General features: G+C 63.2%; 14 protein-coding genes and 2 tRNA genes. 10 read left to right on the forward strand and 6 right to left on the reverse strand.

Translation table 11 applies throughout. From position 1 onward, the window contains the following. Nucleotides 1-116 precede the first annotated feature (116 nt). Both glnA and ACNJX9_RS19740 read right to left on the reverse strand, forming a co-directional pair. A complete protein-coding gene (gene glnA, locus ACNJX9_RS19735) occupies nt 117-1526 on the reverse strand; it encodes a type I glutamate--ammonia ligase (protein WP_057756260.1) in 1410 nt (469 codons plus the stop codon). 153 nt (nt 1527-1679) lie between these two features. Beyond that, the gene (locus tag ACNJX9_RS19740; RefSeq protein WP_007603495.1) at nt 1680-2018 is read right to left on the reverse strand and encodes a P-II family nitrogen regulator; all 339 of its coding nucleotides are present in this window, start codon (nt 2016-2018) and stop codon (nt 1680-1682) included. A gap of 377 nt (nt 2019-2395) precedes the next feature. On the opposite strand from ACNJX9_RS19740, the gene ACNJX9_RS19745 reads away from it, so the two are divergent. Together ACNJX9_RS19745 and ACNJX9_RS19750 are read left to right on the forward strand one after the other, a co-directional pair. After that, nucleotides 2396-3895: an NAD(P)H-hydrate dehydratase gene (locus tag ACNJX9_RS19745; RefSeq protein ID WP_439409946.1), complete on the forward strand. Its 1500-nt coding sequence runs from the start codon at nt 2396-2398 to the stop codon at nt 3893-3895. Next, the gene (locus ACNJX9_RS19750) at nt 3895-4086 is read left to right on the forward strand and encodes a hypothetical protein (RefSeq protein ID WP_439409947.1); all 192 of its coding nucleotides are present in this window, start codon (nt 3895-3897) and stop codon (nt 4084-4086) included. The genes ACNJX9_RS19745 and ACNJX9_RS19750 overlap by 1 nt, the downstream gene beginning before the upstream one ends. 74 nt (nt 4087-4160) lie before the next feature. On the opposite strand, the gene ACNJX9_RS19755 is transcribed toward ACNJX9_RS19750, so the two are convergent. Further along, entirely contained in the window at nt 4161-5477 is a 1317-nt protein-coding gene (locus ACNJX9_RS19755; RefSeq protein ID WP_439409948.1) for a multicopper oxidase domain-containing protein, read from the reverse strand. A 154-nt stretch (nt 5478-5631) separates the two neighbouring features. Between ACNJX9_RS19755 and ACNJX9_RS19760 the strand changes: the two genes are divergently transcribed. The 6 genes from ACNJX9_RS19760 (at nt 5632) to ACNJX9_RS19785 (ending at nt 13141) form a co-directional block, all read left to right on the forward strand. Further along, nucleotides 5632-5716, forward strand: a tRNA-Leu gene (locus ACNJX9_RS19760). A gap of 181 nt (nt 5717-5897) precedes the next feature. After that, a complete protein-coding gene (gene tig / locus ACNJX9_RS19765; RefSeq protein WP_439409949.1) occupies nt 5898-7256 on the forward strand; it encodes a trigger factor in 1359 nt (452 codons plus the stop codon). A gap of 304 nt (nt 7257-7560) precedes the next feature. After that, nucleotides 7561-8196, forward strand: coding sequence for an ATP-dependent Clp protease proteolytic subunit (locus tag ACNJX9_RS19770; protein ID WP_057756249.1), 636 nt, complete (start codon nt 7561-7563; stop codon nt 8194-8196). Between the two features lie 449 nt (nt 8197-8645). Further along, nucleotides 8646-9917 (forward strand): ATP-dependent Clp protease ATP-binding subunit ClpX, encoded by a 1272-nt coding sequence (gene clpX, locus ACNJX9_RS19775; protein WP_018642420.1) that lies wholly within the window; start codon nt 8646-8648, stop codon nt 9915-9917. Between the two features lie 323 nt (nt 9918-10240). Further along, nucleotides 10241-12664, forward strand: coding sequence for an endopeptidase La (lon, locus tag ACNJX9_RS19780; protein ID WP_057756759.1), 2424 nt, complete (start codon nt 10241-10243; stop codon nt 12662-12664). Between the two features lie 72 nt (nt 12665-12736). Beyond that, entirely contained in the window at nt 12737-13141 is a 405-nt protein-coding gene (locus ACNJX9_RS19785) for a GFA family protein (RefSeq protein ID WP_057756757.1), read from the forward strand. Nucleotides 13142-13287: 146 nt separating this feature from the next. Here ACNJX9_RS19785 and ACNJX9_RS19790 read toward each other — a convergent pair. Beyond that, a tRNA-Val gene (locus tag ACNJX9_RS19790) sits at nt 13288-13364 on the reverse strand. A 128-nt stretch (nt 13365-13492) separates the two neighbouring features. Between ACNJX9_RS19790 and ACNJX9_RS19795 the strand changes: the two genes are divergently transcribed. Beyond that, a complete protein-coding gene (locus ACNJX9_RS19795) occupies nt 13493-14353 on the forward strand; it encodes a methyltransferase domain-containing protein (RefSeq protein ID WP_439409950.1) in 861 nt (286 codons plus the stop codon). A gap of 33 nt (nt 14354-14386) precedes the next feature. Here ACNJX9_RS19795 and ACNJX9_RS19800 read toward each other — a convergent pair whose 3' ends face one another. Then, nucleotides 14387-15364, reverse strand: coding sequence for a cation diffusion facilitator family transporter (locus tag ACNJX9_RS19800; protein ID WP_439409951.1), 978 nt, complete (start codon nt 15362-15364; stop codon nt 14387-14389). Nucleotides 15365-15789: 425 nt separating this feature from the next. Here ACNJX9_RS19800 and ACNJX9_RS19805 point away from each other — a divergent pair, with 425 nt between their 5' ends. Continuing rightward, entirely contained in the window at nt 15790-16683 is an 894-nt protein-coding gene (locus ACNJX9_RS19805) for a hypothetical protein (protein WP_439409952.1), read from the forward strand. Between the two features lie 9 nt (nt 16684-16692). Here the strand turns inward: ACNJX9_RS19805 and pepT are convergent, their stop codons facing one another. After that, on the reverse strand, nt 16693-17940 hold the full coding sequence (pepT, locus tag ACNJX9_RS19810) for a peptidase T (protein WP_439409953.1): 1248 nt from the start codon (nt 17938-17940) through the stop codon (nt 16693-16695). Between the last annotated feature and the right edge of the window lie 63 nt (nt 17941-18003).

Here is an 18003-nt window from a genome sequence, read left to right on the forward strand (position 1 = left end):
GATTCCGATTCGTTCTTTGAGAACGAAATGGAGTCAGACGCAGAACGAAAGCTGATGGTATTCAAACGAAAAAAGGCGCCCCGAAGGGCGCCTTTTGCGTCGTGATCTCGAGCCGCTTAGCCCGAATAGTACATCTCGAATTCGACCGGGTGCGGGGTCATCTCGAAGCGGGCGACTTCGGTCATCTTCAGTTCGATGTAAGCGTCGATGAAGTCGTCGTCGAACACGCCGCCGTTCTTGAGGAAGCCGCGGTCCTTGTCGAGGTTTTCCAGCGCCTCGCGGAGCGAGCCGCACACGGTCGGGATCGCCTTCAGCTCTTCCTTCGGCAGATCGTAGAGGTCCTTGTCCATTGCCGGGCCCGGATCGAGCTTGTTCTTTACGCCGTCGAGGCCGGCCATCAGCATCGCGGCGAAGCCGAGATAGGGATTGGCGAGCGGATCGGGGAAGCGCACCTCGACGCGCTTGGCCTTCGGCGAAGCGGTGTAGGGGATGCGGCAGGAGGCCGAGCGGTTGCGCGCGGAATAGGCGAGCAGCACCGGCGCCTCATAGCCCGGGACCAGGCGCTTGTAGGAGTTGGTCGTCGGGTTGGTGAAGGCGTTGATCGCCTTGGCGTGCTTGATGATGCCGGCGATGTAGGACAGGCAGGTCTCCGACAGGTCGGAGTACTTGTTGCCCGCGAACACCGGCTTGCCGTCCTTCCAGATCGACTGGTGCACGTGCATGCCCGAGCCGTTGTCGCCATAGACCGGCTTCGGCATGAAGGTGGCGGTCTTGCCGTAGATGTGCGCGACCTGATGGATGCAGTATTTGTAGATCTGCAGATGGTCGGCCATCAGCGTCAGCGTGTCGAACTTCATGCCGAGTTCGTGCTGGGCCGAGGCAACCTCGTGGTGATGCTTCTCGACCTTCACGCCCATCTTGGCCATGGCACCCAGCATCTCCGAGCGCATGTCCTGCACGGAATCCTGTGGCGGCACCGGGAAGTAGCCCATCTTGGTGCGGATGCGGTGGCCGAGATTGCCGCCTTCATATTCGGTGTCGGAGTTGGTCGGGAACTCCGAGGAATCGAGCCGGAAACCGGTCTTGTAGGGATCGGACGAATAGCGCACGTCGTCGAACACGAAGAACTCGGCTTCGGGACCGACGAACACGGTGTCGCCCACGCCCATCGACTTCACCATGGCCTCGGCCTTCTTGGCGATGCCGCGGGGGTCGCGGTTGTAGGGCTCGCCCGTGGTCGGCTCGAGCACGTCGCAGACGATGACCATGGTGGTCTCGGCGAAGAACGGGTCGATCGTGGCCGTGACCGGATCGGGCATCAGGCACATGTCGGACTCATTGATCGCCTTCCAGCCCGCGATCGAGGAACCGTCGAACATCACGCCCTCAGCGAACGTGTCCTCTTCGATCATGGTGACGTCGAAGGTCACGTGCTGCCACTTGCCGCGCGGATCGGTGAAGCGCAGGTCGACGTATTTGACGTCGTTGTCCTTGATCGATTTCAGGACGTCTTTGGCGGTCTTCATGCATACCCCTTTTGGCTCTGCGGGTCGGTTTCCAGATGAGCAAAATTATTCTCGCTTTCGGCGAGTTTTTGCGCGAGCGCACAAACGAAATCAGGCCGCCGAAGCAGCCTTATTTCTTGTCAGAGTGTCGCAAAATGCGAGATAGCACCCGGCTCAGATAGCGTCCAGCCCGGATTCGCCGGTTCGGATGCGGATCGCCTCTTCGATATTGGAGACGAAAATCTTGCCGTCGCCGATGCGCCCGGTTTGCGCGGCGCGGCGGATCGCGTCGATCGCGCGCTCGACCAGGTCGTCGCCGATCACGATCTCGATTTTCACCTTGGGCAGGAAATCGACAATGTATTCTGCGCCGCGATACAGCTCGGCGTGGCCCTTCTGGCGGCCAAAACCCTTGGCCTCGGTTACGGTAATCCCCTGGAGACCAACTTCCTGAAGCGCTTCCTTCACCTCGTCGAGCTTGAATGGCTTGATGATGGCTTCGATTTTCTTCACTGCGCGCCTCCCGGCATTTCGATCAAATAGCAACGTCGTCGTCAGGATGCGCTTGTCTCACGCGCGATTTGTCTTCGTCATGCCGGGACCTGACCAGCCCGGCAACAACGGCCGGCCACACCCAGAAGATGCCAGGGAGCACGACGAACCGAAGCGGCTTCCTCGAAAGCAGGGTCTATGCCAAGTTGCAAATGCCCTGGATATTGGAGCGTTATCAGCCTTTTAACGTGCATCTCTGATAGGTGGGGCCGGCCGGCTCAAAATACCGCAGGCTACGAAATAGGCAAACGGTTCAATATCTGTGCAATCAATTGTTCCGTTGGGCGTGTGGGCACAGGACGTGCCTGTTGAAAGGGCGTTTGGACCAGGGAAGTGGCATGGAAGTACTGACCAACGCTGAGATGCAGCGGGCTGACCAGCTCAGCATTGCGGCAGGCACGCCCGGCTTCAAGCTGATGCTGGGCGCGGGCCAGGCGGTTGCGGAGGCCGCCAATGCGCTGGTGGAGGAGGGGCCGATCCTGATCGTCGCCGGTCCCGGCAACAATGGCGGCGACGGTTTTGTCGCAGCCGCCGAGCTCGCTGCGCAAGGGCGCGAGGTCTCGGTCATCCTGATGTGCGAGCGCGACCAGCTCCAGGGCGATGCGGCCTCGGCTGCGCGCGGCTGGAAGCATCCGGTGCTGCCGTTCAATCCGCAGGCGATCGGAAAGCCGGCGCTGATCATCGATGCATTGTTCGGCGCCGGCCTCAGCCGCCCTGTTGACGGCGAGGCGCGCGCGATGATCGAGGCCATCAACGCTAATGGCGCGCCCGTGCTTGCAGTCGATCTGCCGAGCGGCATCAACGGCACCAGCGCTGCGGTGATGGGCGTCGCGGTGAACGCGACCGAGACCGTCACCTTCTTTCGCAAGAAGCCCGCGCATCTCCTGTTGCCCGGCCGCATGCATTGCGGCCGCGTCCGCGTTGCCGATATCGGGATCGACGCGCAGGTGCTCGACGAGATCGCGCCGAAGATTTTTGAGAACGATCCGGATTTCTGGGGCGCCGCTTTCCCGGTGCCGCGTATTGATGGCCACAAATATGCGCGCGGCCACGTGCTTGCGGTATCGGGCGATGCCGCTGCGACCGGCGCGGCACGGCTTGCTGCCCGAGCGAGCTTGCGCGCCGGCGCGGGCCTGGTGACGCTCGCGACCCCGCGCGATGCGCTTGTGATCAACGCAAGTGCGCTGACAGCCGTGATGCTTCGCCCCGTGGACACCGCGATCGAGTTCGGCGAGCTGCTGGGAGACATCAGGTACAACACCTGCATGATCGGGCCCGGCGCGGGAGTTGGCGAGCGCACCTGCGACATGGTCCACACCGCGCTCACCGCGCAGCGGCATCTGGTGCTCGACGCTGACGCGCTGACGAGCTTTGCCGCAAAGCCGGAGCGCCTGTTTGAATCGATAAAATCGTCGCGGGACACAGCCGTGGTGCTGACCCCACATGAGGGCGAGTTTCCGCGGCTGTTCTCCGATCTCAGCAACAAGACTCCGGGTCGCTCGAAGCTCGAGCGCGTGCGTGCTGCCGCTGAACGCTCCGCCGCCGTCGTTCTGCTGAAGGGCCCCGACACCACCATCGCCGCGCCCGACGGCCGCGCCACCATCGCCGCCAACGCGCCGCCCTGGCTCGCCACCGCCGGCGCCGGCGACGTGCTCTCGGGCATCATCGCAGGGCTCCTGGCGCAGGGCGTACCGGCCTTCGAGGCCGCCAGCATCGGGGTGTGGATGCACGGTGAAGCGGCCAGCGAAGCAGGGCCGGGACTGATCGCGGAAGATCTCACCGAGACCCTGCCGGCCGTGCACCGGCGGATCTATAACGCGCTCGGGATCGAGTATTGATGCTGAGGCCGCTTGCGCTCACTGATATGGGCGCCGCGGCGCAAGTCCATCGGATCGCGTTCGATCACGCAATGCCATGGCTCGTCGGGCTGCGCCCGCCGGATCAAGACGGCTGGTTCTATCGCGAGCTGGTTTTCCCGGCCTGCCGCGTGTGGGGACATTTCGACGGCGCGCGGGTTCACGCTGGTTGAGCAGACCGATGGAATGCGGAACGAGGAGAAAGAGCCAGACGCGCGGTACGTTTGGACGCGGCCGGGCCGATAGCTCACTCCACCCCGTACCAGCGCACCAGCCGCGGTGCGGACCAATCGGTCACGACGGATTCGATCAGCCAGCGCCCCGGCGAGGTTGCGGCAAAGGCAATGCGCTCGGTCTGGCCGGGCTCGATGGCGAGCGTGTCGAGCCAGTAGGGCTTCCAGCCGTCGTCGAGCTTGTCGAGCAGGCGGAAATGGTGGCCGTGCAGAGAGAAGACGGTGGCAACGGGGGCCGGGTTCTTCAAGGCGAGCATGACGGTGCGGCCGGCTTTGGTGCGGAAGGCGGGGTCAGAGGCGGTGGAAAAGTTGGCAGTCCGCGCCCATCCGGTGTCGGGTGCGCCGAGCACGACATCCAGCCGCAGGGCTCCTTTGAGGTCGAGCCTTTCGGGCAAATCGTTCGAGGGCAGCGGCCGCGGCGGCAGGAGAGGCGCGCGCCGCTCCAGCCAGCCGGTGACCATGAGGGCCCCAATCCGGCGCGCCTCCTTGCCATCGTGTAGAAGGAATTGGGCCGATCTGGCCGTATCCACAAAAGCATCGGCCCTTGCGCCGGGAGCCAGCACGAGGGCGCCGTTGCGCGCCGGGAACGGTTCGGCCGGCTGGCCGTCCAGGGCCATGACCAGGACTTCGTGACCCTCCAATTTGATCGCCAGAACAGAGCGTTGCGAGCCATTGATAAAGCGCAGCCGCAGTCGCTCGTTGCCGAAGGCTGAGAGTTCGAATGAAGTCTGCCCGTTGATCGTATAGAGCGCCGTGGTGTCCTTCGGATCCTGGCCCGGCGGGACGGCGCTGCCGTCCGGCCTCAGGCGCCATTCCTCGATCAGCAGGACCTCGTCGCGATCAACGGCGACGAGCCCTGTCTCCTCAGCGATGATCGGAAGCGGCCGCGCGGGCTGCTTCAGTCTGTCTTCGAACAGCCGGAAGTCAGTCAGCAGGGTTCCCGCTGATAATACTGAAATCGTTGATGTTTCCGTGGTCCCCGGAGCTGTGGGCGCGCGCCCCCGTTGGGGGTCGGCCACGGCTGCGCCGTTCAGGCCGTACCAGGCCGGCGCAAGCGGCACAGGCAGGTCGTTGCGAAACACCACTTCGCAGAGGTCGCCGCGCTTGAGATGGACGCCCCTGGTGTGGCTTGCGGCAGCAAGCTCCCAGATCGCTGTAGTCGGCTGACCCGGTCTCAGATCCAGAGTTGCGGGCCTGGCCTGGAGAAGGACCTGGGCGGTGGGGACCGGGGCTGCGCCACCGGCCAGGAACCCGGCCGCCGGGGCTCCGAGCGAGGCTCCCAGCCCGGCCAGAACCTGACGCCGATCAGGGGCAAGAATCCGCGGTTTCATGACTGGATCCGGATCACGCGGCGCTGGATAAGTCCAGCCATAGTACCTACTTGAGGGCTGCCTCCATCAGGCCATTTTTTTGCTGCGAACAGTCGGGCACATGCTATAAGCCCGGCCGCCCGCGGCATCGCGGCCGGTGTTGATGCAAATTCACGCGGGCGTGGCGGAACTGGTAGACGCGCTGGATTTAGGTTCCAGTGACGAAAGTTGTGGGGGTTCGAGTCCCTCCGCCCGCACCAAGCGCTTATCGCGTTTGCACGGATTACTGAGGGGCCTTGGCTCCCGTTCGGAAGTTTTTCCGTCTGGGCCGGGCTCGATGAACCACCGGCGTTGAGGCGTTTGCCTCGCGCTGGATCGATTAATGACAGCGTCCCGACGCGGTTAGCGTGCCGGGGCCGAACGAGAAGAAGATTGGACGCCATGCAGGTCACAGAAACCCTCTCGGAAGGTTTGAAGCACGAGTTCAAGATCAGCGTTCCCGCGTCTGATCTCGACGCCAAGGCTGGCGCCAAACTCGTCGACCTCAAGGACAAGGTACGCCTCAACGGCTTCCGTCCCGGCAAGGTGCCGGTCACTCACCTCAAGAAGGTCTATGGCCGCTCGGTGATGGCCGAGACCATCGACCAGACCATCCGCGACACCAACACCCAGCTGTTCTCCGAGCGCGGCTTCAAGCTCGCGACCGAGCCGAAGATCACGATGCCGACGGAGAAGGCCGAGGTCGAGGAGCTGCTGAACGGCAAGACCGATCTGACCTACACGGTTGCGATCGAAGTGGTGCCCGCCATCGCGCTCGCCGACTTCAAGAGCTTCGAGGTCGAGAAGCCCGTCGCCGACGTGTCCGATTCGGACGTCGACGAGGCGATCAAGCGCATCGCTGACAGCAACCGCACCTATGCCGCCAAGGCCGAGGGCGAGAAGGCCGCTTCCGGCGACCGCGTCACCATCAACTTCAAAGGCACCATCAACGGCGAAGCCTTCGAGGGCGGCACCGGTGAGGGCATCCAGGTCGTGATCGGCTCCAACAGCTTCATTCCGGGCTTCGAGGAGCAGCTGATCGGCATTGGCGTGAATGAGACGCGCACGCTGAAGGTCTCGTTCCCCAAGAATTACATGAGCGAGAAGCTCGCCGGCCAGCCGGCCGAGTTCGAGACCACCGCGACGCTGATCGAAGCGCCGCAGGACATCACCATCGACGACGAGTTCGCCAAGACGCTCGGCCTGGAATCGCTGGACAAGCTGAAGGAAGCCGCGCGCGAGCGCCTGGCTGCCGAGTTCGCCGGTGCGACGCGCCAGCGCGTCAAGCGTGCGCTGCTCGATCGTCTCGATGAGGCGCATCGCTTCGAGGCGCCGTCCTCGCTCGTCGAGGAGGAGTTCAACCTGATGTGGAACTCGGTCAAGGCCGAGATGGATTCCGCCGGCAAGACTTTCGCCGACGAGAACACCACTGAAGAGGCGGCCAAGGAAGAGTACCGCAAGATCGCCGACCGCCGTGTCCGTCTCGGCCTCGTGCTCTCGGAGATCGGCGAGAAGAACAAGATTACCGTCACCGACGACGAAGTCGGCCGCGCGGTGATCGAGCGTGCGCGCCAGATGCCGGGCCGCGAGAAGGAAGTCTGGGACTTCTATCGCAACAATGCCCAGGCCTTGGCCCAGCTTCGTGCGCCGATCTATGAGGACAAGGTCGTCGACTTCATCCTCGAGCTTGCCAACGTGACCGAGAAGAAGGTCTCGCGCGAGGACCTGTACAAGGACGAAGAGGAAAAGACTGCAGCCTGAAGGCCTTGACACAGTCTTCTATTAAGGATGATCAGCGAACGGGCCCAGCTAGCCAGATGGCCGGCTGGGCCTTTTTGCGAGAATCAGCTTCAAGTGCCGCAAAGGGCTCGGTGGATTAAGCCTTAATTCGCTCCGCACTTGTCTGGCGCGAATTGCGCTATATCTGTCGGTACCTACGCGTTCTACCTCTACCAACTTCCTGCATCACGGGACGTCCATCGGCCTTCAGGCACATCCAGTCCGACCGGCAGCCAAGATTGCAGCCAGGACTGGCGATGTCCGTCTCTAAAACCCTAGGTGACTCATGCGCGATCCGGTTGAAACCTACATGAACCTCGTGCCCATGGTGGTCGAGCAGACCAACCGTGGCGAGCGCGCCTACGACATTTTCTCGCGTCTGTTGAAAGAGCGCATCATCTTTGTGACCGGACCGGTCGAGGACGGCATGTCGACGTTGATCGTCGCGCAGCTGTTGTTCCTTGAGGCGGAAAATCCGAAGAAGGAAATCTCGATGTACATCAACTCGCCGGGCGGCGTGGTGACATCGGGCCTTGCGATCTACGACACCATGCAGTTCATCCGCCCGCCGGTCTCGACGCTGTGCACCGGCCAGGCGGCTTCGATGGGTTCCCTGCTGCTCGCCGCCGGCGAAAAGGATATGCGCTTCTCGCTGCCGAACGCGCGCATCATGGTTCACCAGCCTTCCGGCGGCTTCCAGGGCCAGGCTACCGACATCATGCTGCACGCGCAGGAAATCCTGAACCTGAAGAAGCGGCTCAACGAGATCTACGTGAAGCACACGGGCCAGACCTACAAGTCGATCGAGGATGCGCTGGAACGCGACAAGTTCCTGACCGCGAACGACGCCAAGGAGTTCGGTCTGGTCGACAAGGTCATCGACAAGCGCGCCGAAGAGGCCGCGCCTGCGAAGACCCCGTAGCAGGACCGGGACTGCGAACGGCGATCGCCGCAATCGGTGGGGATCGTCAGCGCCGCGTTTATGTCGGGAACGCGTTCGCGAGGGCGCAAAAAGCCGTTTTGCGCGCTGCGACAAGCAGAAAGTTCCGCTTTCGTGCTCGTTTTTTCGTGGTAATCCAGCAACGTCGGGGTGATTTCGGTCACTTCGCCCGTGCCAAGACCTGAAATCACGGTATTGTAACGGGTAGCCGGCGCCCCCCGATTAGCGAATTCTTGATAGTCGGGTGACAGCATGGTTGGCTACGATTGATCGGCTATGATCGCGGAGAATCGAGTGACCCTGATTCGCACTGGATGTAACGCGTAGGGTCTTTTTTGGTACGGAATTTGCTCTATTTGAATCCCTTACCCGCCAACGTTTCGGGATGGGACGATCGAGCGGACGGGATCGAACCGCGGACGGAGACATGAATGAGTAAGGTCGGCACGAGCGACTCCAAGAACACGCTATATTGCTCGTTCTGCGGCAAGAGCCAGCACGAAGTCCGCAAACTGATCGCGGGTCCCACGGTCTTCATCTGCGACGAGTGCGTCGAGCTCTGCATGGACATCATCCGCGAAGAGAACAAGTCTTCGCTGGTCAAGTCGCGCGACGGCATTCCGACGCCGAAGGAAATCTGCAAGGTGCTGGATGACTACGTCATCGGGCAGAGCCATGCGAAGAAGGTCCTGTCGGTCGCGGTGCACAACCACTACAAGCGCCTCAATCACCAGACCAAGCACAACGACGTCGAACTCGCGAAGTCGAACATCCTGCTGATCGGTCCGACCGGCTCGGGCAAGACGCTGCTCGCCCAGACGCTCGCCCGCATCCTGGACGTGCCGTTCACCATGGCGGATGCGACCACGCTGACCGAAGCCGGCTATGTCGGTGAGGACGTCGAGAACATCATCCTGAAGCTGCTCCAGGCTGCCGACTACAATGTCGAGCGCGCTCAGCGCGGCATCGTCTACATCGACGAAATCGACAAGATCAGTCGCAAGTCCGACAATCCCTCGATCACGCGCGACGTGTCGGGTGAGGGCGTGCAGCAGGCGCTGCTGAAGATCATGGAAGGCACGGTGGCCTCGGTCCCGCCGCAGGGCGGCCGCAAGCATCCCCAGCAGGAATTCCTGCAGGTGGATACCACCAACATCCTGTTCATCTGCGGCGGTGCGTTCGCCGGCCTCGAGAAGATCATCTCGGCGCGTGGCCGGTCCACCTCGATCGGTTTCGCAGCGCAGGTGATGGCGCCGGAAGACCGCCGGACCGGCGAGATCTTCCGTCACGTCGAGCCTGAGGATCTCTTGAAGTACGGCCTCATCCCCGAATTCGTCGGTCGTCTGCCCGTCGTGGCGACGCTCGAGGATCTGGACGAGACCTCGCTGAAGAAGATCCTCACCGAGCCGAAGAACGCGCTGGTGAAACAGTACCAGCGGCTGTTCGAGATGGAGAACATCGAGCTGACCTTCGCCGACGAGGCGCTTGGCGCGGTCGCCCGCAAGGCGATCGAGCGCAAGACCGGCGCGCGTGGTCTGCGTTCGATCCTCGAAGCGATCCTGCTCGAGACCATGTTCGACCTGCCGGGCCTGGAAGGTGTGGAAGAAGTCGTGATTTCCCGCGAAGTTGTGGAAGGCACGGCGCGTCCGCTCTACATCTACGCCGATCGGACCGATCGCGCGGTCGAGAACGCCAGCGCCTGATTTCCCGGCGCTGGAACGCTTCCTGCCGTCTTTGATAGTAGCGGCTGCGGACATCTCCTCCGCAGCCGGAATTGCGTCGCTTGCAGGTTGCGTAAGCGCCTGATGGCGCGTGTTTTTCAATGACTTGACACCCCCCCGGTCGATAGCCACCTAATGTCCGCGGCGAGCGAGAATTCTGTTCAAGATTCGCCTCAGTTTCGATCCGGCAAGCCCGGTCCAACCTAAGAAGGGTAGACCGGGTTCGTGGATCATCTCGGCACCTTGTGGCGGTTGCGCACCAGATGCGGGCTGCGTGCGAGGGGGCAAAGCAAAAGGAAAAGGCCATGACTAATCCAAAACCCCGGCCAACCATCGTCCATGGCGAGACGCACGCTTATCCCGTGTTGCCGCTGCGCGATATCGTCGTCTTCCCGCACATGATCGTTCCGCTCTTCGTTGGTCGCGAGAAGTCGATCCGCGCGCTCGAAGAGGTGATGAAGAACGACGCGCTGATCATGCTCGCGACGCAGAAGAACGCGTCCGACGATGATCCGGCGCCCGATGCCATTTACGAGACCGGTACGCTTGCCAGCGTGCTGCAGCTCTTGAAGCTCCCTGATGGCACCGTGAAGGTGCTGGTCGAGGGGCTCGAGCGCGCACGCGTGTCAAAATACACCGATCGCGCGGACTATTATGAGGCCACCGCCGTTGCGCTCGCCGACACCGATGCGAAGTCGGTCGAGGCGGAAGCGCTGGCGCGCTCCGTCGTGTCCGACTTCGAGAGCTATGTGAAGCTCAACAAGAAGATCTCGGCGGAGGTCGTCGGCGTCGTGCAGGCGATCACCGATTTCGCCAAGCTCGCCGACACCGTTGCCTCGCATCTTGCGGTCAAGATCGCGGATCGGCAGGGCATCCTGGAGACGCTGTCCGTCACCACGCGCCTGGAGAAGGTGCTGGGCCTGATGGAGAGCGAGATCTCTGTGCTGCAGGTCGAGAAGCGCATCCGCTCACGCGTCAAGCGCCAGATGGAGAAGACCCAGCGCGAGTATTATCTCAACGAGCAGATGAAGGCGATCCAGAAGGAGCTCGGCGACGACGACGGCCGCGACGAGCTCGCCGATCTCGAAGAGAAGATCGCCAAGACCAAGCTCTCCAAGGAAGCGCGCGACAAGGCGCAGCATGAATTGAAGAAGCTGCGCCAGATGTCGCCGATGTCCGCGGAAGCGACCGTCGTGCGCAACTATCTGGATTGGCTGCTGTCGATCCCGTGGAACAAGAAGTCCAAGGTGAAGAAGGACCTGGAGCAGGCGCAGGCCATCCTGGACTCCGATCACTACGGTCTCGAGAAGGTCAAGGAACGTATCGTCGAGTATCTCGCGGTGCAGTCGCGCGCCAACAAGCTGACCGGGCCGATCCTGTGCCTCGTCGGACCTCCCGGCGTCGGCAAGACCTCGCTCGGCAAGTCGATCGCGAAGGCGACGGGGCGCGAGTTCGTGCGCGTGTCGCTCGGCGGCGTGCGCGACGAGGCCGAGATCCGCGGTCACCGCCGCACCTATATCGGCTCGATGCCCGGCAAGATCATCCAGTCGATGCGGAAGGCGAAGTCGTCCAATCCGCTGTTCCTGCTGGACGAGATCGACAAGATGGGCGCCGACTTCCGCGGCGATCCGTCCTCGGCCTTGCTCGAGGTGCTCGACCCCGAGCAGAACGGGACGTTTGCCGACCACTATCTGGAGGTCGACTACGATCTGTCGAACGTCATGTTCATCACGACCGCGAATACGCTCAATATTCCCGGGCCCCTGATGGACCGCATGGAGATCATCCGGATCGCGGGCTACACCGAGAACGAGAAGGTCGAGATCGCGCGCAAGCACCTGATCCCGAACGCGGTGTCCAAGCACGGCCTGGACTCCAAGGAATTCTCGATCGACGACGACGCGTTGCTGCTTCTGATCCGTCGCTACACCCGCGAAGCGGGCGTGCGCAATCTGGAGCGTGAGCTCTCCACGCTCGCCCGCAAGGCGGTGAAGGAGCTGATGATCTCCAAGAAGAAGTCGGTCAAGGTCACCGAGAAGACCTTGGAAGAGTTCCTCGGCGTGCCGAAGTACCGCTTCGGCGAGATCGAGAGCGAGGCGCAGGTCGGTATCGTGACGGGCCTGGCGTGGACCGATGTCGGCGGCGAGCTGTTGACCATCGAAGGCGTCATGATGCCCGGCAAGGGCAAGATGACGGTCACCGGCAACTTGCGCGACGTCATGAAGGAATCGATCTCGGCGGCGGCATCCTATGTCCGCTCGCGGGCGATCAACTACGGCGTCGAGCCGCCGCTGTTCGACCGGCGCGACATCCACGTGCACGTGCCCGAGGGTGCGACGCCGAAGGACGGTCCATCGGCGGGCGTGGCCATGGCCACCGCGATCATCTCGGTCATGACCGGCATCCCGGTCCGCCACGATGTCGCGATGACCGGCGAGATCACGCTGCGCGGTCGCGTGTTGCCGATCGGCGGCCTGAAGGAGAAGCTGCTGGCTGCGGCCCGCGGCGGCATCAAGACGGTGCTGATCCCCGAGGATAACGCCAAGGATCTCACGGAGATTTCCGATGCGATCAAGGGCGGCATGGAGATCATCCCGGTCTCGCGCCTCGACGACGTCATCGCCAAGGCGCTGGTGAAGAAGCCTGTGCCGATCGTCTGGGAAGAGGATACCAAGGTGACCGTGAAGCCCGACGGGGATGAGGCCGCCGGCGGCCTGACCGCTCACTGAGATCGCAACTTCAAAAACATGATAAAACGGCGCCTTCGGGCGCCGTTTTTATTTTCGGGGAAGGGGATGGTGATGCAGGTCGACGGGCAGTGCCACTGCGGCAAGATCAGCTATGAGGCCGAGATCGATCCCGAGGCGGTGTCAGTCTGCCACTGCACCGACTGCCAGACCCTCACGGGCTCGCCGTTCCGGGTGACAGCCGTCTGCACCGCGGCCGATGTCAAGCTCACCAGCGGCATTCCCAAGGTCTACGGCAAGCGCGGTGACAATGGACGGATGCGCTTCCAGCACTTCTGCGCCGACTGCGGTTCCCCGCTGTTCACCAGCGGCGAGGGCGAGGAGGCCGACGATTGGGGCATCCGCTGGGGCTCGATCCGCCAGCGCGACAAATTGCGCCCAGTCAGGCAGATCTGGTGCCGGTCGGCTGCGGTGTGGATCGACGCGGTGCCGCTGCTGCCGGGCCGGCCTGGGGATTGAGGGGCTGGCTTGCCGAGCCGTAGCGTAGCCTGCGGCCCAAAGCCCGCCTTCGTCCAACGGCTTCGGCGCGGCAGCCTTCACTCGCTTCGCGTCAATGAAGTTCCTGGCTGGCCTGCCTAGCCGAAGCTCGCGAAGCGAGCGAAGGCTGGTGGGCGGTCACGGATTCGAACCGCGGACCCTCTCGGTGTAAACGAGATGCTCTAACCAGCTGAGCTAACCGCCCCACGGCGCCTCTTTAGCGCTCCACCGGGTCTCGGAGCAAGAGGTGGCCTTGTCATAAACCGGGCCCCTTTGCCCCCTGAACGGCGGCCGTCGTGGTATGACCCCGCCTGGAAAACGGCAGAGGCCCCAATGCAGCAACCGAGCGGACACGAACAAAACGCCGACCAGATCGCTTACTGGAACGGTCCCGGCGGGCAACGCTGGGCCGATCGTCACGCGGCACAGGAGAAAATCCTCGGACCTATCGCGGATGTCCTGATCGACCGCGCCAAGCCCAGGCCGGGCGAGCGCGTTCTCGACGTTGGCTGCGGCTCGGGGGCAACGACCTTTGCATTCGCGAAAGCGGTCGCACCTGACGGCTTCGCCCTTGGCCTCGACGTGTCCGATCCGATGCTGTCGCAAGCGCGGGCGTTCGCGCCGAAGGGCCTGCCGCTCGATTTCGTGCTGGCGGATGCGACGGTGTATCCGTTCGAGCCTGCGAGCTTTGACCTGCTCGCCTCGCGCTTCGGCGTGATGTTCTTTGCCGATCCGATTGCGTCCTTCACCAATCTTCGCCGGGCGCTCAAGCCGACGGGACGCCTTGCGTTCGTCTGCTGGCGCGAGCCGAAGGAAAATCCGTGGATGATGGCGCCGCTGATGGCGGTCTACAAGCACGTGCCGAAGATGCCGCCGGTCGGGCCGGAGGAGCCGGGTCCGTTCGCGTTTGCTTCCGAGGAGCGCGTGATGCGCATCCTCAAGGGCGCCGGTTTCGCGGACGTGGCGATGGAGCCGCATAATCTGCCGATGGACATCGCCATCGGCGGCGGGCTCGATGCGGCCGTCGACGGCTCGCTGCAGATCGGTCCCGCAAGCCGCGCGCTGCAGGGCCATCCGCCCGAGACGGTCGCGGCGGCCAAGGCCTCGATCCGCGAGACGCTGGCGCCGTTCGTGAAAGGACAGAGCGTCGCGCTTCCGGGCGCGATCTGGATCGTGACGGCAAAGGTGACGTAAGTCGCCGCTCTGACGGTGTTGATGGAGCTTCCCTCACACCACATCATCCGGGGCCAGCGCGCAGCCATTGTCCGGATGGGTCTCGACTTGAAGGGTGGTGTGACCGATGCGGAAGGTCGTCTTGAGCTGGTGCGCGGTCTCCATCAGGAACGCATCGGCGGTGCCTGATGGCATCACGAGATGACATGTCAGCGCGGTCTCGGTGGTGGAGATCGGCCAGACATGGAGATCGTGGATCGCCGAAACGCCCGGTCGTGCCAGCAAGAATGTCTTGATCGCAACGAGGTCGGTGCCTCTGGGCGCGGCCGCCATTGACATGTCGATGGAGCCGCGCAGCAGGCTCGTCGTGCCCCATAGGATGCTGGCGCAGATCGCGAGGCTGGTGACGGGGTCAAGCCAGAGCCAACCGGTCCAGATGATCAATGCGGCCGAGACCACGACGCCGAGCGAGACCGCGGCGTCGGCCGCCATGTGCAGATAGGCGCCCTCGATGTTGATGTCGTCCTTGCGGCCGCTCGCAAACAGCATGGCGGTAAAGCCGTTGATGAGGATGCCGATGCCGGCGACCACCATCACGGTGACGCCTGCGATGGGCTCCGGCTCGCGCAGTCGCAGGATCGCCTCCCAGCCAATCGCGCCGGTGGCGACCAGAAGGAACACCGCGTTGGCCAGCGCCGCCAGAATCGTGGAGGCGCGGAAGCCGTAGGTGAAGCGGCCGCTCGGCGCGCGCTTCGCCGCGACCGAGGCGCCCCAGGCAATGACCAGGCCGAGCACGTCGGACAGATTGTGGCCGGCATCGGCGAGCAGGGCGGTGGAATTGCCGATATAGCCATAGACCGCCTCCGCCACGACCAGCGCGGTGTTGAGCGCGATGCCGATCGCGAACGCCTTGCCGAAATTGGCGGGCGCATGGACATGGGCCTGACCATGACCGTGGGAATGGTCATGGCCATGATCATGCGCGTGGCCGTGGTCATGATGGTGATGACCATGATGGTCGTGGCTACCCAAACCTGCGCTCCCCCGCATCAGCCAAATCAGCCGCCATTGTAGGCGTTTCGTTCGTGCCGTCACGCCGGAACAACAGGTTGAGCGCCGGCAGCGCCAGCTCGTTGGCGCTATCGGGGACCCGATCTTCGGAACTTGATGTCGCACGCGCCAAAACAAAAAGGCCCCAGCCCGGGGCTGACCGGCTGAGGCCTCTTTTGCTCACAATCTTCATCCGTTGGGACTTGCAGAGAGAATTCAGGTCTCGTCAATTCGTTCCGTCAGCCTGCAAAATTTAGGAACGTTCTCCGCTCCCCCTCATTAGCGCTCCGGAGCGTTTGAGGAGTTTGAGGAGGATGGGACTATGGACGGACTGATCTATCTGATTGGCCTGATCGTCGTGATCATGGCGATCTTGTCGTTCTTCGGCCTGCGCTGAGAGACGCGCTATGGCGATCGAAACTCTCGTGCAGGACAACGTCATGGAAGGCGGCTTTATCCCCGCCGAGGAGGGGCGGAGCATCCAGTGGAGCTCCGTCATCGCCGGCGCTGTTGCGGCAGGCGCAATGTCGTTCATTCTGGTCAGCTTCGGCGTGGCCATGGGCCTCGGTGTCAGCTCGGCCTCGCCGACCTGGCGCGATGCCTCGGCCGCGCTGGCGCTGTTATCAGGACTGTATCTGATCATCCAGGCGATCATCAGTTTTGGCTTCGGCGGCTACATCGCCGGCCGCACGGCTCGGCCGGCGCCGGCGCTGGCAACCATCGAGGATGACGGCGAACGGCGCGACGGGCTGCATGGGCTGACGTCATGGGCGTTGGCCGTGCTGATCGGTGCGGCGCTGCTGGCAATTATCGGTGCGGCTGCGCTCGACCGTTCGCCGATGCGCAGCGGCGCCGGCAACGCGAGCTCCGCCGAGCCGTTGCTCAGCTACGAGCTCGACAAGCTGTTCCGCGCCCCACGCCGACCGCCTAACACTGACATGCGGGAGGCCCGTGCCGAAGCCGGGCGCATTCTGATGACGACATCGAGCCACAGCGGCATCAGCGTCGACGACCGTGCTTATCTGGTGCAGCAAGTCGCCGCGCTGACGGGATTGGGTGCGCCGGACGCCGAGCGGCGCGTCGATGCATCGATCGTCGAGGCCCATGCGGCGATCAACCGTGCCAGGCGCAATTCGGTGATCGTCGCTTTCTCGGTCGCAGCTGCGGCCCTGATCGGCGCCGCCGTGGCCTGGGCTGCGGCCGTCGCCGGTGGGCGGCACCGCGATGGCGAGCCGCTGCCGAGCTGGATGGCAAGCTCCAACCGCTTCCATCGCGGCCGGCGCGCCATGACGATGCCGTAAGGAGAAGGCTTAAGCCTTCTCCTCCCAGATCATCGCCAGATGCACGATGGTCTGCACCGCCTTCTCCATATCCTGCCGGCTCACCCATTCCAGCCGCGAGTGGAAGGCGTGCTCGCCCGCGAAGATATTGGGACAGGGCAGGCCCATGAAGGAGAGGCGCGAGCCGTCGGTGCCGCCGCGGATCGCGGTCCGCATCGGACGCAGGCCGGCCCGGCGGATCGCCTCGATGGCATATTCGAGGATGTGCGGGTAACGATCGATCACCTGCTTCATATTGCGGTACTGCTCGCGCACCTCGAACTTGTAGGTCGAGCGCGGGTAGTCCTTCATCACCTCCTTGACGATGGCCTCGAGCAGGGCCTCCTTTTCCTTCAGCCCTTCCTCGGTGAAGTCGCGGACGATGAAGGAGAGGGTCGCCTGTTCCAGCGCTCCTTCGATGCCGACCGGATGCAGGAAACCCTGCTTGCCTGAGGTGGTCTCGGGAGAGCAGCCTTCTTTGGGCAGGCGCTCGATGATGGCCGCCGCGATCTTGATCGCGTGCTCCATCTTGCCCTTGGCATAACCAGGATGGGCGCTGACGCCCGTGATGGTGATGGTGGCGCCGTCGGCAGAGAACGTCTCGTCCTCGACGCTGCCCGCGCTTTCGCCGTCCATGGTGTAGCCGAAGTCGGCGCCAAGCTTGTTGATGTCGACATTGTCGACGCCGCGGCCGATCTCTTCATCCGGCGTGAACAGGATTCTGATGGCGCCGTGCTTCACGTCAGGGTTGTTGAGGAAGAAATGCGCGGCATCCATGATCTCGGCGACGCCGGCCTTGTTGTCGGCGCCCAGAAGCGTGGTGCCGTCGGTGGTGATGATGTCGTTGCCGATCTGGTGCTTCAGCGCGGGATGCTCGGTGAAGCGGATCACCTGGCTGGTATCGCCCGGCAGCGTGATGTCGCCGCCGCGATAGTTCTTCACGACCTGCGGCTTCACGTTCTTGCCGGTCACGTCGGGCGAGGTGTCCATGTGTGAGCAGAAACAGATCACCGGCACTTTCTTGGTCGTATTGGCCGGGATTGTTGCGTAGACATAGCCGTAATCGTCGAGATGGGCGTCGGCGATGCCCATGGCCTTCAGCTCTGTCACGAGAACGCGGCCGAGATCCTTTTGCTTCTCGGTCGATGGCGAGGCCGGGGAATTCGGATCCGACTGGGTGTCGATGGTGACGTAGCGCAGGAAGCGCTCGGTCACGGTGTGCGAAAAGGTCAGGGACATTTCTGGTCAAACCGCCGCGGCTGTGGGGGAGCAGATGCTGGGAAGCATCGATATACCAGAAAG

The sequence above is a fragment of the Bradyrhizobium sp. BLXBL-03 genome, assembly GCF_051853015.1.
Classification (GTDB): Bacteria; Pseudomonadota; Alphaproteobacteria; order Rhizobiales; family Xanthobacteraceae; genus Bradyrhizobium; species Bradyrhizobium manausense.